We start from the raw sequence: 26,852 nt of genomic DNA on the forward strand, positions 1-26,852 counted from the left end.
TAATATGGCCTCATTTTCACCCTGCTTTGTCATTCCTTGCTATAACCACGGCTCGACCATGGCAAGCGTTATCGCCTCTTTGCAGCCTTTTGGCTATCCGATCTTGGTAGTGGATGATGGTAGTGATAGCGACACCAAAGCGGCTTTAAATAACTTAATCGACACACCAAATCTGACCTTACTTGCCAATCCAGTTAATCAAGGTAAAGGCGGGGCAATGATTTTGGGCTTACGGGAAGCGCACCGACTAGGGTTTAGCCATGCGATCCAAATTGATGCCGATGGACAGCACGATCCAACCGCCATTCCTCGATTAATTGAAGCCTCAAAAACCAATCCTGAGCAATTAATCTCAGGTCGTCCTATCTATGACGAATCGGTACCCAAAGCGCGCCTTTATGGCCGTTATGCCACTCATATTTGGGTTTGGATTGAAACGCTCTCTTTTGCTCTCAAAGACAGCATGTGCGGCTTTCGTTCTTATCCACTGGATGCAACCATTGCCACGCTCGACCGGTATTCAATGGGTCTGAGAATGGATTTTGACACTGAGATTATGGTCAAAATGTACTGGCAAGGTGTCGACTGTCAATTCATTGAAACTCATGTTATTTATCCAGAAAATGGCATTTCTCACTTTGATGCCCTACACGACAATATTCGCATCAGCAAAATGCACACTAAATTATTTTTTGGCATGCTACCGCGTATTCCTAAACTGATCGCCCGTCATTTCAAGCCACCTCAAGCAGAAAAAGACAAACAAACCTCAAATACGCACTGGGCGAAAAGTAAAGAACAAGGTTCGGTTTTTGGTATCAAACTGCTAATGGCGGTTTACTCTCTACTCGGTCGCTCAGTATTTAATGCCATTCTAAAACTAGTGATTGGTTACTATCACAAAACCGGTAAGCAAGCGAGACTCGCCTCTGAGCAGTATATCCAACAACTTGAACATTACTGTCGCGAACAAAAGATCGCGTTAGCTACACCGCTTTCTAGCTACCAACACTTGTTATCATTTGGCCAGACCATGTTGGATAAACTGGCTGGATGGCGTGGGGATATTACTCGTGATGATTTGACCATTCATGGCAAAGAGCACTTTGAACACGTCATAGGCAACCAACAAGGTGTTATTATTCTCGGCTCACATTTAGGTAACTTAGAGCTTTGCCGAGCCATGGGAAGCTTGCGTACCAATGTCACCATTAATGCTTTAGTGTTTACCGAGCACGCTGAACGCTTTAACCGTGTCATGAAAGCTGTCAATCCCGACTCCTCGGTTAATCTCATTCAAGTCACCTCACTTGGACCGGATACCGCAATTTTATTGCAGCAAAAGCTTGAACAAGGTGAATGGATCGTGATTGTGGGTGACCGAACCTCCGTGACCAAAGAACAACGCGTAATCTGGGCGGACTTTCTAGGTAAACCGGCCCCTTTCCCGCAAGGCCCTTTTATGCTGGCCAGTGTGTTAGCCGCGCCAGTCTATTTATTGTTTGGCCTACGTGATGAACAACAAAGCCAGAAACGCCCAAACTATCATGTCTATTTTGAACCATTTTATGACCAAATTGTGCTGCCAAGAAAACAGCGTATGCAAGCCTTGCAAGAGGTTGTTCAACAGTACGCCACACGCTTAGAACACTTCACCTTACAAGCGCCATTACAATGGTATAACTTTTTTAATTTTTGGCAGCTGACCAATCCAACGCCAAGTGACAGTGCCAGTACGACTCAACACGATCCGAATTCAGGACAAAGTGAACACAATGACTAATCAAAATCGCAATAACAACCGCATTACTTTTGGCGCACAACGCCTGACGATTGAAGATGTCATGGCTATCGCTCAGGGTAGTCAGGCACAAATGAACAGCAATGAAGCCTTCACCAGTAAAATTGATCGTGGTGTGGCTTTTTTAGAGCGTCTTTTACAACAAGAAGGCGTAATTTATGGTGTCACTACTGGCTATGGCGATTCTTGTACGGTTGCCATTCCAATGGATTTAGTCGATGAACTCCCCCTGCATTTAACCCGCTTTCACGGCTGTGGTTTAGGTGAGCATTTAGATGAACAACAAGCTCGCGCGGTATTAGCCACGCGTTTATGTTCGTTATCGCAAGGGGTTTCTGGTGTCACTCATGACCTACTCAATCAAATCGTTACCCTAATCAATCAAGGCATTACACCTTTAATTCCACAAGAAGGTTCAGTGGGCGCGAGCGGAGACTTAACGCCACTTTCTTACCTTGCAGCCGTATTAATTGGTGAGCGTGAGGTGTTATACAAAGGCCAAGTGCGTCCAACTTCTGAAGTATTTTCTGAACTGAATATCCAACCGATTAAACTTAAGCCCAAAGAAGGCTTAGCGTTAATGAATGGCACCTCAGTGATGACGGCGATCGCTTGTATTGCCTTTAAGCGCGCAGAATATCTGGCTCAGCTTTCCACGCGTATTACCGCTATGGTGTCACTCGGCATGCAAGGTAATGACTTTCACTTCGATGAAGCGCTGTTTGCCGTAAAACCCCATCAAGGCCAGCAACAAATTGCCGCTTGGTTACGTGCTGATCTACAAGCAGAACGTCCACCAAGTAATAGTGATCGCTTGCAAGATCGCTATTCATTACGCTGTGCACCGCATGTGATTGGCGTGTTGCAAGACACCCTACCGTGGTTACGTCAAATGATTGAAAATGAACTGAACAGTGCCAATGACAATCCAATCATTGATGGGGATAACGAACGCGTACTACATGGCGGACATTTCTATGGCGGTCATATAGCAATGGCGATGGATACTTTAAAAACCGCCGTTGCAAACCTTGCCGATCTACTGGATCGTCAAATGGCGCAGTTGATGGATTATAAGTTTAACAACGGACTACCGTTTAACTTAACCGGCGCGACCGGCGAACGTAAACCAATTAACCACGGTTTTAAAGCAGTACAAATCGGCATTTCCGCATGGACCGCCGAAGCACTGAAAAACACCATGCCAGCCAGTGTATTTTCACGTTCCACTGAATGTCATAACCAAGATAAAGTCAGCATGGGCACCATTGCTTCTCGTGATTGCCTACGGGTATTACAGTTAACTGAACAGGTTGCTTCTGCATCGTTATTGGCTGCCACTCAAGCGATTGAACTACGTAAACGCAATAACGAACTGGATCAGCAACACTTCAGCCCGGCATTAAAAGAGATGCTTGAAGCGGTACAAACCGACTTTGAATTTGTCGTCGAAGATCGTCCGTTAGAAGCGGATTTACGTAAGTTTGTTGGTAAGATCCAGCAGCAAGAGTGGAAGTTGTATTGATCTACGTGAGTCGAAAACTCGTACGCTTCGCTCTTGTTACTCGAGGAAAGAAGCGCCAAGATTCAAAATAGCATCCTGAACTCGAGAAGCGAAGCGCTCAAGACTCAAGCAGCGTAGCGTCCTAGACACGTAAAACACTTATGGTAGAAAGAATGGAATATAAAGCCCTATCCTCCCAAGTCATCATGACTCCCTCTTTCCAGGATGCCGATCCTATGGGGGTGGTCTATCACGGCAATTATTTCCGTTTCTTTGAAGAAGCGCGCCGCGTGATGTTGGATAAGATTGGTTATAACTACCGTGAAATGCAGGCTTCTGGTTACATGTGGCCGATTATTGATACTCGCGTCAAATACATCAAACCTATCCCGTTTGATTTAACCGTACGAGTTGAAGCCAAGTTGAGCGAGTGGGAAAACCGCTTAAAAGTCGATTACGTGATCTACAATGCCGAAACCAATCAACGCTTAACCAAAGGCTACACCATGCAAGTGGCGGTCTGTATTGAAAACGAAAAAATGTGCTTTGTATCCCCGAAAGCTTTCACCGATAAACTTGCTGCCTGGAGTGCTAATGAACATAATTCTTAAACCCTTCGTACTTGGGTATAAAATCACGTGGAAAGCTATCTATGGCCTAGTGCTCTTGCTGTGTGCTTTGTTGTTTTTAACTCAGACTAGTCAAGCCGCCACCGGCGATAATGACAAGCTAGCACAGCTGCAACAGCAATTAGCCAGCCATCAAGTAGTACGTGGGGACTTTACTCAAACCCGTCACATGCAAATGTTTGATGCGCCTTTAATATCACAAGGCCAGTTCTTGCTTTCAAGCCAATATGGATTGTGGTGGCAACAAACGACGCCCTTTCCAACTTCCTTGGTGTTAACCCAAGATACCCTTAGTCAACAAGTTGGCTCGGAGCCTGCGCAAGTGGTGAAGGTCGCAGATAACCCTATGGTGTTTTATTTTAGCCATGTGTTTTTATCGTTATTCAAAGGCGATACTCAAACCTTGCAGCAACAATTTGATCTGAAATTAAGCTCAAACCAAAGCAATCAATGGGTGTTATCTTTAACGCCAAAATTGGCACCACTCAATAAAGTGTTCAGCCAGATCAATATTGAAGCGAATGATTATATTAATCGTATTGAGCTAATCGAGATTCGTGGCGATCGCACCGATATCGAGTTTAGCAAGCAAACTCATCAACCTAGTGATTTATCTACGGCTGAACAAGCCATCTTTGGACAATAGACATCTTGATGATCAAACGTTTAATTCAACATGACCAACAAAAACCACTGGCTCTAATATGGCTTGCGGTCATGTTGATGTTAAGTGCAGTATTGTTCACGCAATTGCTTGGCCGAACCTTGCCGATCGAAACCAACATCATGGCGTTGTTACCAAAAAACCAACAAGATCCTAGTGCTCAAGTTGCTTTTGATCGGGTCGCTTCAAGCATGAGCGACAAAGTGATCTTTTTAGTTTCAAGTCCAGATCAAGATAAAGCGCAGCAAGCTGCCCAACGATTTGAAGCGCGATTAAAAAAGCTGTCTTTATTCAAACAAGTGGATGGCAAACTGGCGCAAGATGCCCAACAAGCATGGGGACAATTTTTCTTCCCGTATCGCTTTCAGCTGCTCACGCCAACTCAGCAACAAAGGCTCGCCAATTCACCACAATCTCAAACGCAATATGTGATTCAATCTGTCTACAGCCCATTTTCTGGCGTCAGTGGTAATGAGCTCAACAGTGACCCCTTTTTATTATTTCGAGACTATCTCAAGCAATTAACTGCTCACTCTGGCAATTTTCGTTTATCCAACGGTTACTTAACCACTGACTACCAAGATCAGCATTATGTTTTGATCAGCGCTGATCTCAACGGATCGGCCTACAGCATGGCACTTCAAGATAAACTGGCTGAGCTTTCTCAATTGGAGCAAGATCTTAAACAAGAATTTAAACACGATCAGGTTGATGTTATGCATACCGGCGTGATCTTCTACGCTGCGCACGGCACTCAAAGTGCGAAAAGTGAAATCAGCACGATTGGCGTGGGTTCGTTAGTCGGCGTGATCTTGCTGATTTTATTAGTCTATCGCAGCATGATGCCATTAAGCTTAGCGCTGCTTTCCATCAGTTGTGGCCTAGTGGCGGCATTTGTCATTACGGTGCTGATTTTTGGCAAAGTCCATTTATTTAGCCTAGTGTTCGGCGCAAGCTTAATTGGTGTGTCGATTGATTACGCCTTTCACTACCTCACCGACCGTTTGGCTGCTGGCTCTCGCTGGAATGCTTCGCAAGGGCTGAAACATATCCTGATTGCCATCACACTAGGGCTAGTCACCAGCTTAATTGGCTATCTTGGTATGTTGATTGCCCCGTTCCCAGGCTTGCAACAATTAGCGCTATTTTCTGCCATTGGCCTATTTGCCGCCTACGCCACTGTAGTGTGTTGGTACCCGATTTTAGCCTCGGCGCCAAGCATCGATCGCACCTTGCCTTTTAACAAAATACTCACGCTATGGTTATCAGCGTGGCAACAACCCAAAGTGCGTATCATCATTCCCTCTGCGTTAATAATAGCGGCTGGAATCGGTTTGTATCATGCCCACTACAATGACGATATCCGTCAGCTGCAAGCCATGCCGGCAAACCTCAAGCAACAAGAACAAACCATAAAGACGATTTCAGGCATTCAAAACGACCAACAAATGTTGCTGGTACGCGCGCCAAATAATGCTCAACTATTGGATAAATTACAGAGCGTCTCCGAGCAGCTAGAACAACAAATTCAAGACGGCAATTTAGGTGGCTACCAAAGTATCAGCCAGTTTATTGCCAGCCCGCAGCAGCAAAAGCACAACTTCGAATTAAGCCAAGCTTTGTATCAATCGCAAAGCCAGCCTTTGTCTCAAGCATTGAAGTTAAAGCAAACGCCAGAACTGGATTCAGATTTTAAAGCGGTCACTATTGAGCAATTTCTTCACTCGCCGATTTCCAAGCCCGTGCGGTTTATGTGGCTAGGTGAAATAGATGGGCAATCTTCCGCCGTCATTACCCTCAATGGTGTACAAAATGGTCAAGCGTTGGAAGGATTGGCCGAGCAACAATCAAATGTCAGTTACCTTAATAAAACCCAAGAAATCTCACAACTGTTTGGTTTATATCGCCAACATGTCACGCAATTACTCGCACTAGCAAGCCTAGTGATTTTATTGGTGGTATCTCTGCGTTATGGGTTTGCACAAGGAATACGAATCGTCCTTCCCCCTGTCGTTGCGGGTGCTGTAGGCATTGCCGTCACCGTGCTAACGGGAAGTTCGCTCAATTTGTTTAACTTGTTGGCGCTGATTTTGGTACTCGGAATTGGTATTGATTACACCTTATTTTTTGCCGAACAGTCTAGATCACAAGCAAGCTCTGATGCCCATCTAGCATTAAAACGTAATTCTACACTGCTCGCGATAAGCTTATCTGCGCTTACCACTATTTTATCTTTTGGTTTATTAGCTCTCAGCGAGACTCAAGCCATTCATAGCTTTGGTATTACCGTGTTATTTGGCATTATCATTAGTTGGCTATTAGCGCCCTTAGCCATGAAGCCACCTGCGACTCTCAGTAAGGAAGGATGACATGAAGATTCTAACTAGATTTGTAGGATTGATATTACTGGTAAGCCTGACCGCTTGTTCAACACACTCAAATACTTCTTCCTCTGATAGCTCGGAAGAAAATAATCGAATCCAGATTGCGGATGATACTTGGGTAGCGCTACCTCAACCTTCTGAACTCGGCTATAGCCTAACCGCCAGTCAGTTACTCAGCGTACGCTATATTGATCAAACCAAAAAAGCCCAAAGCAACCAACTGCCAATTCAATTGCAAATCACTCAAGATAAACTCGTACTGGCTGGTTTTTCGTCTTGGGGAACTCGTTTGCTCAGCTTAACCTATCAAAATAATCGGTTAGATACTTATGTGATGGCCGGGCTTGCTAATACCTTACCTAAGCCAGAACAGGTTTTGTTTAATCTGATGATCACTTTATACCCATTAGATGTATGGCAACCTAGATTGCAAAAAGCTGGTTGGACACTGACCGAGAAACAACAGAACAACACCAAACAAAGAATACTGGTTGATAACCATGGGACACTGATTGCAGAGATTAATTATGCGTCAATTGACCCACTCAAAGGTGACATTACTTTTATTAATCACTCTCTAGACTTCACCATTGTGATAAAAACCTTACAATACCAACAAGATTAATTTTCGCACTTTGGCTTCCATCTTAATACGATGTAATAAGGACTATTACTGACATGCCCACACAGCCTAATCCACCTCTGTATATTCATGCGTGTGGCTCTCACTCCGCATTAGGCTGGACAACGGAAATGATCCACCAGCATTTACAGCAAGCCGACACGCCGAATATGCAAGTCAGCACCGATTGGCTCAATGATGGTAGTGAAACGGTAGTCGGAGTAGCCAATGGTCCATTGCCGACCATCGATGCGAAATTTGCTCATCAAAATACTCATAACAACCGCTTAGCCTTGTCGGCATTACTGCAAATCGATCACACCATCAAACAAGCGATTGAGAAATATGGCGTAGATAGAATTGCGGTGATTATTGGCACCAGTACCTCGGGTATTTCTGATGGTGAACAGGCGCTTACTCAATGGAAGCAAAGTGGCGAATTACCCGCAGGCTTTGATTATCACCAACAAGAAATGGCTAACACCAGTCGCTTTATTGCAGATTACTACGACATCACAGGTCCTAATTACACTATCTCGACCGCTTGCTCTTCTAGCGGCCGAGTCTATATTTCCGCCCAACGCTTACTTAAAGCGGGTCTGGTAGATGCAGTGATTGTTGGCGGAACTGATACCCTATGCAAGCTGACCTTAAATGGTTTTTATGGTTTAGAAGCACTGTCGCACCAACGCTGTAATCCTTTTAGCGCCAATCGCGATGGCATCAACATTGGTGAAGCGGCGGCTTTTATGCTGCTAAGCTTAGAAAAACCAGAAGCTAATCAGCCTTGTTTAGCCTTACTCGGCGCTGGAGATAGCTCTGATGCCCATCATATTTCGGCGCCCCATCCTGAAGGTAATGGCGCAGAACAAGCGATACGTAAAGCATTAGATAACGCAGGTCTCCACGCTAGTGATGTTGGCTATATCAATGCTCATGGCACCGCCACTAAGCTCAATGATCAAATGGAAGCCAAAGCCATCGAACGGGTATTTGGCAATCAAGTTCCGGTCAGTTCAACCAAACCCCTTACCGGACACACATTGGGCGCGGCTAGTGCGATTGAAGCGGCGATTTGCTGGCATGTATTACACTATCAACTGTCGATACCGCAGCAAATTAATGATGGTGAAAGCGCTGAATTTAGCATTACCTTGGCAGCACCAAACCAAGCTTTAAAACAGCCGGTTATTTTAAGTAATTCTTTCGCTTTTGGTGGCAATAATGTCAGCCTGATTTTTGGATACCCAAATGACTGAAACAAATAATGCTTCATTGCCAAACATTGCCGACTTAGTCCCTCATCAAGCACCAATGATCTTGGTCGACAAGCTGATTGCCGTCGATCAACAAAGCATTCACACTCAAGTGATGATTAAAGCCGATGAGCTGTTTTTTAACCAAGAGTCTCAAAGCGTACCTGGCTATGTTGGTATTGAATATATGGCGCAATCGATCGCCGCTTGGTCCGGTTTTCAAGCCTGGCAACAAGGCGAGCCACCTGCGATAGGTTTTTTACTAGGCAGTCGCCGCTATCAGAGTGAGTGCTCGGAATTTCCACTTGGTGAAACCTTAGATATCTATGCCGAACAAGTTATGGAAAACAATGGCATGGCGGTGTTTCAATGCCGTATCGAAGTCCAGGCTAAAACACTTGCTAGCGCACAACTGAATGCTTTTGTGCCTTCACCCGAACAACTAAACGCTATGCAGTCTGAATAATATCTAGGCTCAATAAAACTGCATAACGTGCGAAAAAAGGAAAAACCAATGTCCCGACAGGTTCTCGTTACTGGCGCAAGTAAAGGCATAGGCCAAGCGGTTGCGATTCAATTAGCTCAAGATGGCTTTAACGTTGTGGTTCACTATATGAGTGATCAAGCAGGTGCAGAACAAACTCAAGCTAGCATTCAGCAAGCCGGTGGAAATGCCCGTCTACTGCAATTTGATATTAGCGACCGCGAGCAGTGCCGTGAAAAAATCGAAGCTGATATCGCTGAACATGGCGCTTACTATGGCGTAGTCAGCAATGCCGGCATTACTCGTGATACTGCCTTTCCCGCCATGATGAGTGACGAATGGGATAGCGTGATTCATACCAACTTAGACAGTTTCTATAACGTTCTGCATCCTTGCGTTATGCCAATGGTACAACTCCGCAAAGGTGGCCGTATTGTCACTATGGCTTCGGTTTCTGGCATCATGGGCAATCGTGGACAAACCAACTACAGCGCGGCCAAAGCTGGCGTCATTGGTGCGACTAAATCACTCGCCTTAGAGTTGGCTAAACGTAAAATCACCGTCAACTGTGTCGCTCCAGGTTTGATTGATACGGGTATGGTTGATGAACACGTTCAAGAACACGCGCTACCACAAGTGCCACTACGCCGCATGGGCAAACCTGAGGAAGTCGCCGGATTAGTCAGCTATCTAATGTCGGACAATGCGGCTTATATTACGCGCCAAGTGATTTCAGTAAATGGAGGTTTAGTATGAGTCGTCGTGTTGTAGTAACAGGGATGTCTGGCGTCACTGCTTTTGGTAATGATTGGCAAGCGATTGAGCCTAAATTAAAAGCCTGTGAAAACGCTGTGCAGTTTATGGAAAGTTATGTGCAATACGATGGCTTAAACACCAAACTGGCCGCACCGGTATTGGATTTTGAACTGCCAAAGCACTACACCCGTAAAAAGATTCGCGGTATGGGTCGTGTCTCTCAAATGGCAACCTTGGCTTCAGAAAATGCTCTACTGCAAAGTGGCTTATTAACCCCTGATGGCGAAAAGCATGGGGTACTGACTAATGGCCAAACTGGTGTCGCTTACGGCTCTTCAACTGGCAGCACTCCGGCTATTGGCGCATTTGGTGTCATGCTCAATGAAAAATCAACCCGCGCCATCACCGCCACGACTTATGTACAAATGATGCCACATACCTCGGCGGTTAATGTCGGACTCTTCTTTGGACTACGTGGTCGCGTGATCCCAACCAGCAGCGCATGTACTTCAGGTAGCCAGGCCATTGGTTATGCTTATGAAGCAATCAAACATGGTTACCAAACAGTCATGGTAGCAGGCGGTGGTGAAGAACTATGCCCAACTGAGTCAGCAGTTTTTGATACCCTTTTTGCAACCAGTTTAAAAAACGACGCTCCGAAAACCACCCCTCGCCCTTATGATAAAGATCGAGATGGCTTAGTGATTGGTGAAGGTGCTGGCACTTTAGTGCTTGAAGACTATGAGCATGCGGTTGCCCGCGGCGCTACAATTTATGCCGAGATCGTCGGCTTTGCTAGCAATTGCGACGCTGCCCATGTCACTCAACCACAAATGGAAAACATGCAACATTGTATGGAATTGGCGTTAGACAATGCTCAATTAGAACCAAGCGTGATTGACTACGTTTCCGCTCACGGCACTGCAACTGATCGTGGTGATATCGCAGAAAGCCAAGCGACCTTTAATGTCTTTGGCAATCAAACCCCAATCAGTTCACTGAAAAGCTATTTTGGTCATACCTTAGGCGCTTGTGGTTCGATTGAAGCTTGGCTGAGCTTAGAAATGATGCATTCTGGCTGGTTTAGCCCAACGCTCAACTTAGAAAGCATCGATCCTGAATGTGGTGATTTAGACTATATTCGTGGCGATGGCCGTGAAATGGATTGCCAATACATCATGAGCAACAACTTCGCGTTTGGCGGCATTAATACTTCGATTATTTTTAAACGCCATTCTAACTAGCTTTCACAGCAAAATTCCTTTGATGCAAAACTATTGACCCTAGACTTAGCTCTAGGGTTTATACTTTAGAGAGTTTAAAAATATAAAGGAATGAGCAATGTATAAAATCGGAGAACTGGCAAAATTGTGTGGCATTAATAATGACACCCTGCGATTTTATGAAAAGTCCGGCTTATTGAGCCCATCTGCACGCTCTGAATCTGGCTACCGCCTGTATAACGAGCAAGATAAGCAAGCGCTGCAATTTATTATTCGAGCCAAAAAGGTAGGGTTTAACCTTTCAGATATTAAAGAGTTGCTGGAAATCGAAGTCGATAAAGCCAGTAATTCCTGCTTTGATGTCAAACAAGTAGTGGATGCAAAACTCGCGGATGTCGAACAAAAACTCTCTGAGTTGCAGCACTTTCAACGCTCATTAAAAACCTTATCGTCAGCTTGCTGTGGAGGTAAAGGTAGTGCTGAGGAATGCACTATCTTGCAAGCCTTGGAAACCAATACTGAGAAAGTGAAAGTAGAAAAACATCACCACTCCGAAAGCTGTCAGAAACATTAACTGGCAATATTAATCGTGAGCTGTAATTTCAATGGCAGAGAAGACAAGCGAGTTTCAATACCATGTCTGGCTTGTTCAATATCATCACGTGAGATCAACTCACTAGAATCATCAACATGAAGATCCACATCGACCCACAATTCATGACCCACCTTCACCACACCCGCTAATTCAATTTCTTGTTGAGAGTCTTTATTCATCACCATAATGCTTTGATCAACGGTTTGGTAAATCTCTTTACTTGGTGCCATCAAAAAGATTTCTCTTAATGCAGAGCGCAGCATCTCAAACGGCACTTTAATAAAATAAAATGACATCAATAGCATCATCATTGGATCGGCATACACCGCGTATTTTGCCAGCGGTGTTAATGTCATCAACCAAGCCACCACAAACCCCGCGGTTACGGCAACGCTCAGTAATGTATCCATTTGCCATTGCTTCACTTCAGCATCAATCAAACCAGAAAAATTTTTGTTTCGTAATGAAACCATACACCACCAAGCCAGACCACAACCAATAACATTGATAACACCAAAGGCGGTTGCAATCGAAACATCAACAGCGCGGCCTCCAGTAAACATGGCACCAATCGCTGAATATAATGAATAGCTGACGATTAATAAGATCACCGCACCTTTGACCGCGATAACCGCAGGTTCGAATAGCGCACGACCAAAAGGAAATTGGGAATCGGATGGTTTTTTAATATAACGAGCGGCCACTAGCGACAATAATGTTAACAGCAGGCTAACAAGGGAATACACCCCATCAAACATGATGACAAGCGAGCCAACAAGTAAGCCTACAATCAAGCCTCCCGCTGCAAATATTGATGCAAAAACAGCGGAGAAAGCCAAAACACGATTTTCGTTACACCTTGTGTGAACAGACATTTGATTAATACCTTTAGATAACTAAAGATATTTTGGCGCAATGGAGGCGCTTTACAATAATGATTTACAGCGACTAGAAATGGAAAAGCACGGGAAAAAATTAACTTAATATAATTCAACAACTAACGGCCAACATTAACTGTCATATTAATTGACACTGGCTGACTTAGCAAAGTAAAGACGGTTAAAATACTTTAGAAGTCGAACAGATAATCACTCACCTTATCGACTAACCAATCAATGGCCGGGCTATCAGCGCCTTCGGCGCCACTGAACATACAAAAATCTTCTTGGGTTAATCCATAAGTATGGCGAATCACCGAAAGGCGCTGTTCACGCAAGTGATGACGGATCAAGGGTTCAGGAAGTACTCCCCATGCCGATTCAGTCAATATGGTATTAAGCATGTACTCAAAACTAGAGAAACCAATATAGCGGCGAGAAAAAGGCTCTAAACTGGCATTATCTTGTTCATTCAGGTAGGCCATGACCGCTTGCATAGACTTACGTAACTCTTCATCGGTGACTCGTTGAATTTTGCTTAATGGATGAGTTGAACTACACACCGACATCATGCGAATTTTGCCTAAAGGCTGGCGAACAATACGAGCGTCATCGATATGTTCGTAATCCACTCCAAATGCAAAATCAACTTGTTGTGTGGCCACTAAATTGGCTAAGTCGCCACTAGAAGCCAAAATGATGTTAAATGAAGTGTTAGGAAACTGCTTACTGAGAGAATGGGCAAATTCCTGCCATAACATATCCGGTAAAGCATCATCACGAGCTATCCATATTTCAGCGGCAAACTCATTAGAAACTTGAGAACATATTCGACGAACACGAGAAGCGGTAATAAGAATACTTTCGCAATCCTTATAAACGGCCTTCCCAATCTCAGACAAGGTGAGGTTATTGCCTGTGCGGATAAACAACTTAACATTAAGATCCGTTTCAAGTGCTTTAATGGCCATACTAAGTTTGGTGCGATTACATTCTAGCTGTCGGGCCGCTTCAGAAACAGAACCGGTATTAGCAACGGTGCAGAATGCTTCAATTTGTGACAAGTTCATAGCTGACTCACCTAATGAAAGTTTCAGAATAATAAACAATTTTTGAAAGATTGCCTAATATAGGTGATATAAAAAATGGCTGCGTCCAAACCTGAACACAACCATTTACTCACAACCAACATTTAGTTGCTAGAACTACACTGTAAACCATTAATTTAAATTGAAATCACTCAACCGTCACAGCCTTGGCTAAGTTCCTTGGCTGGTCGACATCGGTGCCTTTAATCAAAGCAACATGATACGAAAGTAACTGCATTGGAATGGTGTAGTAGATTGGTGCGGTGATCTCGCTGACATGTGGAAGATTAATGATCTTCATGCTTTCATCCGCTTCAAACCCTGCGCCAGCATCCGCAAACACATACAACAAACCACCACGTGCACGGACTTCTTCAATGTTTGATTTAAGCTTTTCTAGTAGATCATTATTTGGCGCGACTACTACCACTGGCATATCGGCATCAATTAACGCTAATGGGCCATGCTTTAGTTCACCGGCAGCATAGGCTTCCGCGTGAATATAAGAGATTTCTTTTAGCTTTAACGAGGCTTCAACAGCAATTGGGTAAAACTCACCACGGCCTAAGAATAGTGTGTGATGTTTATCGGCAAAGTCTTCGGCCAAGGCTTCAATCTCTTTATCGTAAGCGAGTGCTTTTTCAATTTGCGAAGGCAGTAAATGCAGAGCTTCCACAATTTCCGCTTCTTTTGCTCTATCGATACGTTGTTGCTGTTTACCCATAGCAGTGACTAGCATTAATAGCGCCGCAAGTTGAGTCGTAAAAGCTTTGGTTGAAGCCACGCCGATTTCAGTGCCGGCGCGTGTCATAAAGGCAAAGTCAGATTCGCGCACAAGAGATGAACCAGCAACATTACAAATCGTCATCGCTGACATGTAGCCTTTCTCTTTAGCTAAACGTAATGCGGCCAAGGTATCTGCAGTCTCGCCTGATTGAGATAGAGTGATCAACAGGCTATTTGGACGAGTCACAAATTTTCGGTAGCGGAATTCTGATGCAATTTCCACATCACAACTTACGCCAGCCAAAGACTCAAACCAGTAACGTGCTGTCATACCGGCATTGTAAGACGTACCACAAGCGATGATTTGTACATGCTCAACTTTAGATAGGATCTCGGCAGCATTCACGCCAATACTTTCGGTCACCACAGTGTCTTTGGTGAGTCGTGCTTCCATGGTATTAATTAATGCGGTTGGCTGCTCAAAAATTTCTTTTTGCATAAAGTGACGATATTGACCTTTATCACCCGCATCATGCTCTGCGCTTGATTCAGAAACCGTACGCTCTACTCGCTCACCATTCTCAGCAAAAACGGTCACTTCACGGCGAGTCACTTCAGCAACATCACCTTCTTCAAGGTACATAAAACGACGAGTGACATTTAATAGAGCCAATTGATCCGAGGCGATAAAGTTTTCACCTACCCCTAAACCAATCACAATTGGGCTACCTGAGCGCGCAACCACTACACGGCTTGGATCTTTACGATCAAATACTACCGTGCCGTAAGCACCATCAAGCTGCTTAACCGCTTTTTGCAATGCTTCGATTAATGTTTCAGAAGTACGACGTTCCCATTCAACTAAGTGAGCAATCACTTCGGTATCCGTTTGAGATTCAAACACATAACCACGCTCACGTAAGGTTTCACGCAAGGCTTGATGGTTTTCAATAATACCATTGTGTACCACCGAAATATCATTAGAAACGTGTGGATGAGCATTGATTTCAGAAGGTTCACCATGAGTAGCCCAACGAGTATGAGCAATACCGGTTCCACCAAACACATCGGCAGCGTCAACCGCATCGGCTAATTCTTGTACTTTGCCTAAGCGGCGCACGCGCGTCATGTTTGAATTAGCATCGACCACCGCGACACCGGCTGAGTCATAGCCGCGATATTCCAAACGACGTAAACCTTCAACAAGAATTTCAGCTACATCACGCTGCGCAACAGCACCAACGATTCCACACATATTGTTATCCTTTTTTATTCCTTTACCAGCACCAAGCAAAAGGTGGTAAAGCGTAATTTAATAAATTAAGTTTTTCGATATTAGGCAACCAGAACTTGCACATTATGTTTCTGTATTTGTGCTTGTTGTTCGGAAGAAATGCCATTATCAGTTACCAGCACATCGACTTTGTCCCATGCCAGCTCTAAATTTGGAATTTTTCTACCAATCTTGTCAGATTCCACCATCACTACCACACGGCGCGCCACTTCGGACATCACCTGACTTAAACCTAAAAGTTCATTAAATGTGGTGGTTCCGCGGGCTAAGTCGATGCCATCGGCGCCGATAAATAGCTGATCAAAATCGTAAGAGCGAAGCACTTGTTCTGCGACTTGGCCTTGGAATGATTCCGAATGGGTGTCCCAAGTGCCGCCGGTCATTAATAAGGTTGGTTCGCTTTCTAGTGCATTTAATGCATGGGCGACATTCAGTGAGTTAGTCATCACCACTAAACCACGCTTATGATTAAGTTGTTCGATCAAAGCACCGGTAGTGCTGCCGCTATCAATAATGATTCTATGGTGATCTTTAATCAGTGATGCTGCGGCTTTCGCTAACTCAACCTTTCGCTTCGAAACTTCTTCCGAAAATGCTTCATTGATAATTTCTTTCGGTAACGCAATCGCTCCACCGTAACGGCGCAATAGCAAACCACTGGATTCCAATGCTGACAAGTCTTTCCTTATGGTGACTTCAGAGATATTAAATTGCTTATTCAAAGCTTCAACACTGACTTCACCTAATTCATTTACTTGTTGAACAATAAGGTGACGTCGCTGTTGAGTATTTCGTTTTGACATAAAATAAAACCGATTAAGTTTCGAAACGAAACACATTAAACACAATCGAAACTTAATTGTCTATTTTTTTCACTATAAAAAATAAATGTTTTTTGCAGAAACCTTGTTCTAAGACAAGTAAGTATCGTGATCTTACCCACAAAGACTGGTAAAATTATTACCCCATTTAAGAAACAAAATTACAACGCAGCCCCTCGCAGACTGCAAAATGAAATGGTGGCTGCAACGAAAGTGAAGTGTGGCCGTGCGAGAATGAGAATAATGGCTACAATGTAGGTCAGGCAATAAAAACGCAGCAAAGAATTTCTGTTTTAATGCACCCAACCAATCAAGTTGCTTGCGATTAAAACGTGTAAAAATTGAAAAATGTAATATTACTTACCGGAGAGTATCTACTCATGAAAAAGACCAAAATCGTATGTACGATTGGCCCGAAAACTGAATCTGTTGAGAAACTAACTGAACTAGCAAACGCTGGTATGAACGTAATGCGTTTGAACTTCTCACACGGTGATTTCGAAGAACACGGCAATCGTATTGCTAACCTTCGCCAAGTAATGAAGAACACAGGCAAACAACTTGCAATCCTTTTAGATACTAAAGGTCCTGAAATCCGCACTATCAAACTAGAAAACGGCAATGATGTTGCTCTAGTAGCGGGTCAAGATTTCACATTCACAACTGACACTTCTGTTGTGGGTAACAAAAACACAGTAGCAGTAACCTACCCTGGTTTCGCTCAAGACCTTAAAGCTGGCGATACTATCCTAGTAGACGACGGTCTTATCGAAATGGAAGTAGTTGCAACAACTGATACTGAAGTTAAATGTAAAGTATTAAATAACGGCGACCTAGGCGAAAACAAAGGTGTTAACCTTCCTGGCGTTTCTGTAAAACTTCCAGCACTAGCTGAAAAAGATAAAGCTGACCTTAAATTTGGTTGTGAGCAAGGCGTTGATTTCGTTGCTGCTTCTTTCATCCGTAAAGCAGACGACGTAAAAGAAATTCGTGAATTGCTATGTGCAAACGGCGGCGAAAACATCCAAATCATCTCTAAAATCGAAAACCAAGAAGGTGTTGATAACTTCGATGAGATTTTAGAAGCTTCTGACGGCATCATGGTTGCTCGTGGTGACCTAGGTGTTGAAATCCCAGTTGAAGAAGTAATCTTCGCTCAGAAAATGATGATCGAGAAATGTAACCGCGCACGTAAAGTGGTTATCACTGCAACTCAAATGCTTGATTCTATGATCAAAAACCCACGTCCAACTCGCGCAGAAGCGGGTGACGTTGCGAACGCAATCATGGATGGTACTGATGCAGTAATGCTTTCTGGTGAGTCTGCGAAAGGTAAGTACCCTGTTGAAGCGGTAACTATCATGGCGCAAATCTGTGCTCGTACTGACCGTGCTCTAAAAGCAGAACTAGGTTCTCGTTTAGACAGCCCTCGTCTACGTATCACTGAAGCAGTATGTAAATCAGCAGTAGAAACTGCCGAGAAACTTGCCGCTCCTGTAATCGTTGTGGCAACTGAAGCAGGCAAATCTGCGCGTTCAGTTCGTAAATACTTCCCAACAGCGAAAATCATCGCCGTTACGACTAACACTAAGACTGCAGCACAACTTTGCTTGTCTAAAGGTGTAACGCCAATCGTTGTTGAGTCTATCAATGATACTGAAGACTTCTACCGTCAAGGTATGGCTCTAGCGCTAGAAACAGGCTACGGCGAGAAAGGCGATGTAACTGTTATGGTTTCTGGTGCTCTAGTACCATCAGGCACAACTAACACTTCTTCTGTTCACGTTCTTTAATTAAAACGAACGGATAGAAATACCAAAAGGAGGCCAATTGGCCTCCTTTTTTATGCTTTTCTTACCCTTACAAAACACAATCCACCTTTAGCTGTACAACTCACTGCACTATCCTTCCCTACATTAGATACTACCTTTCCTACCCCATTACCAACCAAAGAACTCTTGATGATGAGTATTCAGCAACACCACCAGCAATAAGAAATATAAAGCACTAATATTGATAGCGAGTACTAACAAACTAGCAATCGTTACTCTAACAACCACGACATTAGACATAAGCCACTCACCGAAATTGATAAATATCCATTCAATAAGTTTAGTGAAGTTTTGCCGATTTATTAGACTAAAGTCTTAGATCTTTTCTTTATATACCCAAGTAACTTCAAGCTGCGAGTTTCAGCAAGAATAAAACAAGCTTTAGGCAAGACAAATTGAACATGATCATAGTTAGTCTATCTCTGCTCAATTTAACGCAGCATAAAGCTTGTTTTAACTTGCCCTTCGGGAGCTTCATCCAAACCTCTTCTTTTTTATAAGAGATAGGCAGCGTCAGATTGGTTTGAAAGGTACTTACATTCCTTCGCCAATCTTCCTTGCCTAAAGGTTTGGATGATAGCTCTGAATTCTGCATCTTAAAGTCACTTGGGTATAAAAGATTGGAGCATAAAAAAACGCAACCCGTAGGCTGCGTTATCTGTTATTGCGTTATGATGTATAAAATAGCAGGCGTTATGCTTTTAAAGCACGCTCTCCACGGGCAATACCAACCACCCCACTACGTGCAACTTCAATGACATCGGTCATTTCAGATACCGCTTTGATAAAGGCATCTAACTTCGCACTATCACCGGCCAATTGAATGGTAAACAACGACGCTGTTACATCGACAATCTGCCCTCGGAACACATCGGATAAACGATGTACTTCGGCGCGAGAAAAACCACTGGCTTTCACTTTGACTAACATCAACTCACGTTCAACGTAGTCATACTCTGTAACTTCTTGTACTTTCAGCACATCGACAAGTTTATGCAGGTTTTTTTCAATCTGCTCAAGCTGTAGTGCATCGCTTGCGGTAGTGATATTGATACGCGATAAGGTTTCATCATCCGTAGGAGAAACGGTTAATGACTCAATGTTATAACCGCGCTGTGAAAACAGGCCAACAACACGTGATAAAGAACCCGGTTGGTTTTCTAATAGTAATGAAATGATATGTCTCATATTAGGTTCTCTCCGTCTTGCTTAACCACATTTTATCCATCGCTTCGCCTTTAATTTGCATTGGATAAACATGCTCAGTTTCATCAACATTAATATCAACGAACACGAGACGATCTTTCATATCCAAGGCTTTTTGTAGGCCAGCTTCTAGCTCTTCAGGCTTGTTAATACGAATACCAACATGGCCATAAGCTTCAGCAATTGCAGCAAAGTCAGGCACAGAATCCATATAAGAATGAGAATGGCGACCTTGATAAATCATATCTTGCCATTGCTTTACCATGCCTAAGAAACGGTTATTCAAGTTAATGATCTTCACCGGAATATCGTACTGCATACAGGTTGATAGTTCTTGGATATTCATCTGAATACTGCCATCACCAGTAATGCACACTACTTCTTCTTTTGGCATGGCAAACTTAACGCCCATTGCCGCTGGTAAGCCAAAGCCCATGGTGCCTAAACCGCCAGAGTTAATCCAACGACGCGGCTTATCAAATGGGTAATATAGCGCAGCAAACATTTGGTGCTGACCAACATCGGAAGCGACATAAGCCTCACCTTTGGTTAGCTTGTAAAGCGTTTCGACTACCTGCTGAGGCTTAATGCGATCCGAAGTACGATCAAATTCTAAACACTTACGATTGCGCCAGCTTTGTAGTTCTTGCCACCAAGTTTCAAGTGCTTCGCTATCTTGGTCTGCGCCTTGATCTTCAAGCAGCTTTAACATGCTATTTAACACTTCATCGGCAGAACCAACGATAGGTAAATCCGCTTGAATAGTCTTAGAGATCGAAGATGGATCGATATCGATATGCATGATCTTGGCATTCGGACAGTATTTTTCGACATTGTTTGTCGTACGATCATCAAAGCGTACCCCGACACCAAATATCAAATCGGCGTTATGCATCGCCATATTGGCTTCATAAGTACCGTGCATACCCAACATGCCCAGCGAATTATGGTGAGTAGCAGGGAAAGCCCCAAGCCCCATTAATGTACTAACTACCGGTAAATTGAGCGCTTCTGCAAGCTTAATTAATTGCTCGCTAGCTTCAGAAATAATCGCACCGCCGCCGACATAAAGAACGGGTTTTTTCGCTGCCAGTAAGGTTTTCAGCCCTTTCTTAATTTGCCCTTTATGCCCCGAAGTTGTCGGATTATAAGAGCGCATTTTAATTTCATCAGGGTACTGATAAGGAAATTTTTCTAATGGATTTAACACGTTTTTCGGCAGATCAACCACTACCGGGCCAGGGCGACCAGTAGACGCAAGGTAAAAGGCTTTCTTGATGGTTTCAGGAATATCTTCTGCTTTAGTGACGAGGAAGCTGTGTTTAACCACAGGGCGGGAGATCCCCACCATGTCACATTCTTGGAAAGCGTCATTGCCAATTAGGCTACTTGGTACTTGGCCTGACAACACGACCATTGGCGCGGAGTCCATATAAGCAGTCGCAATACCGGTTATCGCATTGGTGGCACCTGGGCCGGAAGTGACGAGAACGACACCAACTTTTCCGGTTCCGCGAGCATAACCATCAGCCATATGAACCGCTGCTTGTTCATGACGAACCAGTACGTGTTCAATATCACTCTTTTCATGTAGAGCATCGTAAATATCCAAAACCGAACCGCCTGGATAACCGAAGATGTGCTCTACACCTTCATCTATTAGGGAGCGGACGATCATATCCGCGCCAGATAACATTTCCATGTTGCCTCCTGTTAACTGAATCTCACCGACCTTAATAAAGTGCGATGATTCAGTGCTACATAGTTAGGGCTTATTTTTAGCCTAAGAAATTTCAGACCACTGACGCTGTGTTATTCCATAACCGCTCAGCAATCTAGCTATGTACCTATTTGCATTGTCATAACAAGCAACTAGGGTGCATACATTCGAATTATGTTCCGAATCTGCTCACTTTACCGCCATCGACAAAGGCTTGTCTACGGACTTAATTTGAGCAAACCTTCAAAAACTCACACCGATCACGCTTAAACAGTGAAAGCATCTACTTGACCTAGCAACCATCAATCACTTTGAATGGTTTGACGTAAAAATTCAGCAGATAATAATATCAATATTGAGAGAATAATCTCATTTTCCTAAATCATAAAAATAAGATATAAAAAAACGCAGCCTCTAATCAAATAGAGACTGCGCTTTTTAGAAGTGTTTACTTGTTATAGGCTTGCAGCAAGTGTTTCGCCACAAATCAGCATAAGTTGATCTCTCATCCAGATGTGACCTTTATCTTTCTCACTTGATTCATGCCAGCTTAAGTAACCCGCTACTTTATTGTCTGCGTATGGGTAAGGCATAACTTTATAGTTTGCACGGTTAGGCACCGAATCAATCAACCAGCGAGGAACCACTGTCACTAACTCAGATTGACCAACTACGTACAAGATATTGCTCAAACTTGTACCATGGTAAGACGCTTGGAATTCAAAATCGCCAGTATAAACGCGCTCATAGAAACTACGCACACCGTTTACTTTCGATAACGTTGCATGTTTTTCTGCCATAAATTCAGCTTGGCTAATTTGAGAGCCGATACGTGGGTGATTTGCAGCAGTCACAACGACTAATTCATCACTGAAAATCTCAGTACTTGAATACCCTGGCTGCTCAAAACGCGCATAATCAATCACGAAATCTACTTCTTGGTAACGAAGTTTTTCAGGTAAGTGACGATCAAAATCAGCATCAAGGCTTAATTGAATGCTTGGCGATTTTTCAGCAATGCCACGCATAATTCTTGGTGCAAAACGTAAATCTGAAGGGCTACAAACCGCTAATTTGAATACTCGCTCTGATGTTTCAGGAACAAAAATAGAGTTCGGTAATTCATTACGTACCAATTGCAGGGCTTGACGAAGCGGGCCAAACAATTGACGAGCGCGTTGAGTCGGTTGGATACCACGACCATGACGCATGAACAATTCGTCATTAAACATTACTTTTAAACGAGCAACCGCGTTACTTACCGCTGGTTGTGACATGCCTAAATACTGTGCTGCACGAGTAATATTTTGCTCTTGCATTACTGCATCAAAAACCGTCAATAAGTTAAGATCTACGCCACGTAAAGTTGATTCCGTTCTTAAGTTAAGGGCCGTGTTTTTTGGTTCAGTAGAAAGTGTCATGTTATGTTGTGCCTCTTTTAATTGTAGCCCAATCACACATAACAAACGTGATTAACCGCCACAAAAAGATATCGAATAATGATTGTATTTGCCCCGCCAATAGGTCGGGTTGCACTTACTATTCACCAAGCAAATATTAGAAGCAACTGTATTGATATTAAATCATTTTTATTTACTAATAATCACTAAAAAAACCAAATTTTCAACAAGTTAAGGGAATACATAAAAGAACCTAAAAAGTATTTAGCGACTAAATTGATGACAAAAAAGTTGTTCACTCATTAATCAATGCATAGTGAGGGAAATCGACCTGCTCCCATAAATGGCTCCACAGTGGTGCGATATTTCCCCACTCACCTTGTACAACCCAATCAGCAATCGACTCGGCAACGTTAGGGTAAATCACTCGCTCAGCTGGCTGGTCATCTAGCCAAGAGCGCACGATACTAGGATCAAGCCATTGCATTGAACTGGCGAGACCTAATGATTCAAGCGTCGCTACATTGCTCATCTGTTCAAATTGCCCATCTAATGGTTTTAATAGTAATTTCTTGCCCAAGGTTAATGCTTCAGAAGGCAACTCAAAACCACCATTGGCGATCACGCCATGACAAGCATGTAAGTCTCGTTGAAAGTTTTGGTATGACAAAGGCATAAAGGTGAGGTGTTCTTGTTGGCTCATTTCTTTTACTTCTGGGTGATAACAAATGAAATGGCGATTGGCAAAGCGCTGTAAAAGATCACTAATAGCCGGTAGTGCCTCGAAAGGTAAATAGACCAGAATAAAGTCATGCTTCTGGTTATCAATTTGCGTGGGCGTATGAACTATCGGCGGCAGAATAGGCTGCTGAAAATGGTACCAGTGCAAGCCTAAATGATGTTGAGTCGGCGCAAAATGCTGTATCAAGGTTTGATCAAGCCAACTGGCCCCCTTTTTGGGCACCGAATAACGAAAGGCATTTTGATGGCTAATCCCAATACTTGGCACGTTTTGCTTTTTGGCCGCCCAGGCAGTGATCGGTTCAAAATCATTGAGCACCACATCATAACCTCCCAAGTCCATATCTGAGACTTCTTTCCATAACTGACTAGGGTTGGTATTCAAGGCAGTTTTCATATGACTGACTTTGCCCTTTTCAGTGGTAAATGTCAGCCCTCGTCGGGTTTGATAATCCCCAAAATCTTCCATCGAAAAATAAGCTTTGTCATCTCGCCCAGAGAATAAGAAATCAACCGAGACATCCGATTGTTTAGCTAAAGCCGCCGCCATTGCCCGTGCTCGAGCGATGTGACCATTTCCTGTACCTTGCACGCCATATAAGATCTTCATTGTTTTCACCCACCAGCCAACATGTTAATTGCCGCAATAGCACAACTGATTCCCAAAGCTGCACCGAGTACAATATCCGTTAAAAAGTGCACTCCTAACAGAATGCGAGAGATGCCAATCAACCCAGCCCAAACAAAAGGCAACAAGCCAAACTCTGGATAAAAATGTTGGAGTAGTACCGCCATTAAGAAAGCGGCAGCCGTATGGCCAGAAGGCAAGCTATATTGATCTGACGGAGTAATGAAAGAAGTTAACAAATGAGATATTTGTGCGGGCCTGCGACGTTTAAAACTGTTTTTTGCTAACCAATAAATTGGCAGTTCCACTAAAAATGCTAACAATCCTGCCAGTAAAAAATATTGCCCTGTTCTCGGCTCAAACCACCAAGCTAACAGCCCCATTACTGCATATAAATGCCCATCACCAGTGTGTGAGATGGCTTTGCTAATACGAGCAACTGGCAAATTAAAACGGTGTTGTAGGCAAAATAAAGAAAACGCTAAATCAAATCGTGCAATCGGCTGTATGGTTTTCATCGTATGCTCCTTGTTCGATGTTTAATCAGCACTACACTGGCTAAGTTAAGGGAGATAAATGACAAAAACGTGACGATCTTTTGTTCTTATGATGAAGATAGATTTTTTGAGGGTCGAGTTTAAATGAGAGTTGGCGAAGTTATTTGGATATTTTTTCGACTAAAGGGTTGACGCTTCCCCCTTGAGTGCGGTACTAATTGAATCAGTTTTTACGTGGTCGCAGACATAGCTAAGGTAACAAGCATGACTCAACAATTTTCTACTCTACTGAACCTCCTCCTCATCGTGACTCAATCGCGCGGGTAGGCAGTGGAAGAAAAACCACATACGATTTCAAACAAGCCCGCATCCCGATGCGGGCTTTTTTATTCGCAAATACTCAAAAATAAGTAGCCGAATAAACCGCATTGGATAGCACAGCATTAATCACAAGGAAGATAACATGAACGATCAAGTCATTATATTCGACACCACACTACGCGATGGCGAACAAGCACTTTCAGCGAGCCTAACCGTAAAAGAGAAACTACAGATCGCTTATGCCCTAGAACGTTTAGGTGTTGATGTTATTGAAGCTGGCTTTCCGGTTTCCTCACCCGGTGATTTTGAATCCGTTCAAACCATCGCGAAACAAATCAAAAACAGCCGTATTTGTGCCCTATCCCGTGCAGTAGAAAAAGATATTGATGTTGCCGCAGAAGCGTTAAAAGTAGCGGAAGCCTTTCGTATTCATACCTTTATTTCTACTTCCACTATCCACGTACAAGATAAACTTCGCCGTAGTTATGATGATGTCGTAGAAATGGCGGTTAATGCGGTTAAACGTGCGCGTAAATATACCGATGACGTGGAATTTTCTTGTGAAGATGCGGGCCGTACTCCGATTGATAACCTATGTCGCATTGTTGAAGCCGCCATCGATGCTGGTGCAACTACAGTCAATATCCCAGATACCGTTGGTTATACCCTACCGAGTGAATTTGGAGGCATCATCGAAACGCTATTTAATCGCGTACCAAACATTGATAAAGCCGTCATTTCGGTGCACTGCCACGATGACTTAGGTATGTCGGTTGCCACCTCGATGGCCGCGGTTCAAGCCGGTGCTCGCCAAGTAGAAGGTACGATTAATGGTATTGGTGAACGTGCTGGTAACTGTGCATTGGAAGAAATCGCCATGATTATCAAAACACGTGCTGAATTGCTAGGTGTTCATACTGGCCTTAAATACGACGAAATTCACCGCACCAGTAAACTAGTCAGTCAATTGTGTAATATGCCGATTCAATCGAACAAAGCAATTGTCGGTGCCAATGCCTTTAGTCACTCATCGGGTATTCACCAAGATGGTATGTTGAAGAATAAGAATACCTACGAAATCATGACACCAGAGACTATCGGCCTTAAAAACCAAGCTCTAAACCTAACCAGTCGTTCCGGCCGTGCAGCGGTTAAGAGCCATATGGAAACCATGGGTTACAGTGATGGTGACTACAACCTAGATACTCTATATGAAGACTTCTTGAAGCTAGCGGACCGTAAAGGCCAAGTATTTGATTACGATTTAGAATCATTAATGCACTTTGCTAACTTGCGCGAAGAAGATGATTTCTTTAAGTTAAATTACCTAAGCGTGCAATCAGGTAGCGTGATGGCAACCACCAGCATTAAATTGCAATGTGGCGATGAAGAAAAATGCGAAGCGGCGGTCGGTAATGGCCCAGTCGATGCACTTTACCAATGCATCTACAAGCTAACCGGTTATGAAATCGTGTTAGATAAATTTGACCTAACCGCCAAAGGTGAAGGTGAAGATGGCCTAGGTCAAGCAGATATCATCGCTAACTACAAAGGGCGTAAATACCATGGTACTGGGCTTGCGACTGATATCGTAGAAGCTTCAGGCCAAGCGCTATTACATGTTATCAATAGCATTCAGCGCGCTGACCAAATTGCCGAGATCAAGCAATCAAAAAGAATGGAAACTGTGTAGATTTTCAAGCAAAAAACAAAAAGTAGCTGACCAAACTCATTGAAACCTTTTGCTCAGCTACTTATAAAGTGATTTAGATAATATTTAAG

22 protein-coding genes and 2 pseudogenes are annotated in these 26,852 nt (G+C 43.5%); 13 read left to right on the forward strand and 11 right to left on the reverse strand.

The genetic code is table 11. The features are described 5' to 3' along the window. Positions 1 to 4: 4 nt before the first annotated feature. The 11 genes from K358_RS18680 (at position 5) to zntR (ending at position 11,897) form a co-directional block, all read left to right on the forward strand. On the forward strand, positions 5 to 1,783 hold the full coding sequence (locus tag K358_RS18680; RefSeq protein ID WP_038150286.1) for a glycosyltransferase family 2 protein: 1,779 nt from the start codon (positions 5 to 7) through the stop codon (positions 1,781 to 1,783). Next, positions 1,776 to 3,326 carry an HAL/PAL/TAL family ammonia-lyase gene (locus K358_RS0116435; protein ID WP_027697837.1) on the forward strand — a complete coding sequence of 517 codons (1,551 nt, stop codon included), beginning with the start codon at positions 1,776 to 1,778 and terminating at the stop codon, positions 3,324 to 3,326. The genes K358_RS18680 and K358_RS0116435 overlap by 8 nt, the downstream gene beginning before the upstream one ends. Before the next feature lie 140 nt (positions 3,327 to 3,466). Further along, complete coding sequence (locus tag K358_RS0116440; protein WP_027697838.1) at positions 3,467 to 3,916, forward strand: acyl-CoA thioesterase; 450 nt, start codon at positions 3,467 to 3,469, stop codon at positions 3,914 to 3,916. Then, positions 3,900 to 4,580 carry a LolA family protein gene (locus K358_RS0116445; RefSeq protein ID WP_083962847.1) on the forward strand — a complete coding sequence of 227 codons (681 nt, stop codon included), beginning with the start codon at positions 3,900 to 3,902 and terminating at the stop codon, positions 4,578 to 4,580. Before K358_RS0116440 ends, K358_RS0116445 begins: the two co-directional genes overlap by 17 nt. Positions 4,581 to 4,588: 8 nt before the next feature. Beyond that, positions 4,589 to 6,967 carry an MMPL family transporter gene (locus K358_RS0116450; protein WP_038150288.1) on the forward strand — a complete coding sequence of 793 codons (2,379 nt, stop codon included), beginning with the start codon at positions 4,589 to 4,591 and terminating at the stop codon, positions 6,965 to 6,967. 1 nt (position 6,968) lies between these two features. Beyond that, on the forward strand, positions 6,969 to 7,607 hold the full coding sequence (locus tag K358_RS0116455; RefSeq protein WP_038150290.1) for a DUF3261 domain-containing protein: 639 nt from the start codon (positions 6,969 to 6,971) through the stop codon (positions 7,605 to 7,607). Between the two features lie 53 nt (positions 7,608 to 7,660). Continuing rightward, positions 7,661 to 8,863 carry a beta-ketoacyl-[acyl-carrier-protein] synthase family protein gene (locus K358_RS0116460; protein ID WP_027697842.1) on the forward strand — a complete coding sequence of 401 codons (1,203 nt, stop codon included), beginning with the start codon at positions 7,661 to 7,663 and terminating at the stop codon, positions 8,861 to 8,863. Further along, on the forward strand, positions 8,856 to 9,326 hold the full coding sequence (locus K358_RS0116465) for a hotdog family protein (protein ID WP_027697843.1): 471 nt from the start codon (positions 8,856 to 8,858) through the stop codon (positions 9,324 to 9,326). Before K358_RS0116460 ends, K358_RS0116465 begins: the two co-directional genes overlap by 8 nt. Positions 9,327 to 9,374: 48 nt before the next feature. Continuing rightward, positions 9,375 to 10,100: a 3-ketoacyl-ACP reductase FabG2 gene (locus tag K358_RS0116470; protein ID WP_027697844.1), complete on the forward strand. Its 726-nt coding sequence runs from the start codon at positions 9,375 to 9,377 to the stop codon at positions 10,098 to 10,100. Then, on the forward strand, positions 10,097 to 11,344 hold the full coding sequence (locus K358_RS0116475) for a beta-ketoacyl-ACP synthase (protein ID WP_027697845.1): 1,248 nt from the start codon (positions 10,097 to 10,099) through the stop codon (positions 11,342 to 11,344). Before K358_RS0116470 ends, K358_RS0116475 begins: the two co-directional genes overlap by 4 nt. A gap of 97 nt (positions 11,345 to 11,441) precedes the next feature. After that, positions 11,442 to 11,897 carry a Zn(2+)-responsive transcriptional regulator gene (gene zntR / locus K358_RS0116480; protein ID WP_027697846.1) on the forward strand — a complete coding sequence of 152 codons (456 nt, stop codon included), beginning with the start codon at positions 11,442 to 11,444 and terminating at the stop codon, positions 11,895 to 11,897. Here zntR and K358_RS0116485 read toward each other — a convergent pair. The 4 genes from K358_RS0116485 to K358_RS0116500 all read right to left on the reverse strand — a co-directional run bounded on the left by K358_RS0116485 (position 11,894) and on the right by K358_RS0116500 (position 16,707). Continuing rightward, entirely contained in the window at positions 11,894 to 12,793 is a 900-nt protein-coding gene (locus tag K358_RS0116485) for a cation diffusion facilitator family transporter (protein ID WP_027697847.1), read from the reverse strand. The genes zntR and K358_RS0116485 overlap by 4 nt on opposite strands. A gap of 194 nt (positions 12,794 to 12,987) precedes the next feature. Beyond that, the gene (locus tag K358_RS0116490) at positions 12,988 to 13,866 is read right to left on the reverse strand and encodes a LysR family transcriptional regulator (protein ID WP_027697848.1); all 879 of its coding nucleotides are present in this window, start codon (positions 13,864 to 13,866) and stop codon (positions 12,988 to 12,990) included. A 166-nt stretch (positions 13,867 to 14,032) separates the two neighbouring features. Further along, on the reverse strand, positions 14,033 to 15,865 hold the full coding sequence (gene glmS / locus K358_RS0116495; RefSeq protein ID WP_027697849.1) for a glutamine--fructose-6-phosphate transaminase (isomerizing): 1,833 nt from the start codon (positions 15,863 to 15,865) through the stop codon (positions 14,033 to 14,035). An 80-nt stretch (positions 15,866 to 15,945) separates the two neighbouring features. Next, a complete protein-coding gene (locus K358_RS0116500) occupies positions 15,946 to 16,707 on the reverse strand; it encodes a DeoR/GlpR family DNA-binding transcription regulator (protein WP_027697850.1) in 762 nt (253 codons plus the stop codon). Between the two features lie 398 nt (positions 16,708 to 17,105). On the opposite strand from K358_RS0116500, the gene pykF reads away from it, so the two are divergent. After that, a complete protein-coding gene (pykF, locus tag K358_RS0116505; protein ID WP_027697851.1) occupies positions 17,106 to 18,518 on the forward strand; it encodes a pyruvate kinase PykF in 1,413 nt (470 codons plus the stop codon). A gap of 147 nt (positions 18,519 to 18,665) precedes the next feature. On the opposite strand, the gene K358_RS19515 is transcribed toward pykF, so the two are convergent. From K358_RS19515 to K358_RS0116535, 7 genes and pseudogenes are all read right to left on the reverse strand, one after another. Further along, the gene (locus K358_RS19515) at positions 18,666 to 18,797 is read right to left on the reverse strand and encodes a hypothetical protein (RefSeq protein ID WP_086961987.1); all 132 of its coding nucleotides are present in this window, start codon (positions 18,795 to 18,797) and stop codon (positions 18,666 to 18,668) included. A gap of 453 nt (positions 18,798 to 19,250) precedes the next feature. Continuing rightward, a complete protein-coding gene (gene ilvN, locus K358_RS0116515) occupies positions 19,251 to 19,745 on the reverse strand; it encodes an acetolactate synthase small subunit (RefSeq protein ID WP_027697853.1) in 495 nt (164 codons plus the stop codon). A 1-nt stretch (position 19,746) separates the two neighbouring features. Further along, positions 19,747 to 21,465 carry an acetolactate synthase 3 large subunit gene (locus K358_RS0116520; protein ID WP_027697854.1) on the reverse strand — a complete coding sequence of 573 codons (1,719 nt, stop codon included), beginning with the start codon at positions 21,463 to 21,465 and terminating at the stop codon, positions 19,747 to 19,749. 473 nt (positions 21,466 to 21,938) lie between these two features. Next, positions 21,939 to 22,046, reverse strand: a pseudogene (gene leuO / locus K358_RS19600) (transcriptional regulator LeuO); the annotation flags it as partial. Continuing rightward, positions 22,023 to 22,904 (reverse strand): annotated as a pseudogene (gene leuO, locus K358_RS0116525) (transcriptional regulator LeuO); the annotation flags it as partial. The pseudogenes leuO (K358_RS0116525) and leuO (K358_RS19600), both read right to left, overlap by 24 nt. Before the next feature lie 274 nt (positions 22,905 to 23,178). Further along, positions 23,179 to 24,234 carry an MJ1255/VC2487 family glycosyltransferase gene (locus K358_RS0116530; protein ID WP_027697856.1) on the reverse strand — a complete coding sequence of 352 codons (1,056 nt, stop codon included), beginning with the start codon at positions 24,232 to 24,234 and terminating at the stop codon, positions 23,179 to 23,181. Between the two features lie 5 nt (positions 24,235 to 24,239). Next, positions 24,240 to 24,770, reverse strand: a complete 531-nt coding sequence (locus tag K358_RS0116535; protein WP_027697857.1) for a phosphatase PAP2 family protein — start codon at positions 24,768 to 24,770, stop codon at positions 24,240 to 24,242. Between the two features lie 442 nt (positions 24,771 to 25,212). Between K358_RS0116535 and leuA the strand changes: the two genes are divergently transcribed. Continuing rightward, on the forward strand, positions 25,213 to 26,763 hold the full coding sequence (leuA, locus tag K358_RS0116540) for a 2-isopropylmalate synthase (protein WP_027697858.1): 1,551 nt from the start codon (positions 25,213 to 25,215) through the stop codon (positions 26,761 to 26,763). The last annotated feature ends 89 nt before the right edge of the window (positions 26,764 to 26,852 follow it).

The sequence above is a fragment of the Vibrio litoralis DSM 17657 genome, from assembly GCF_000426765.1.
GTDB lineage: Bacteria > Pseudomonadota > Gammaproteobacteria > Enterobacterales > Vibrionaceae > Vibrio > Vibrio litoralis.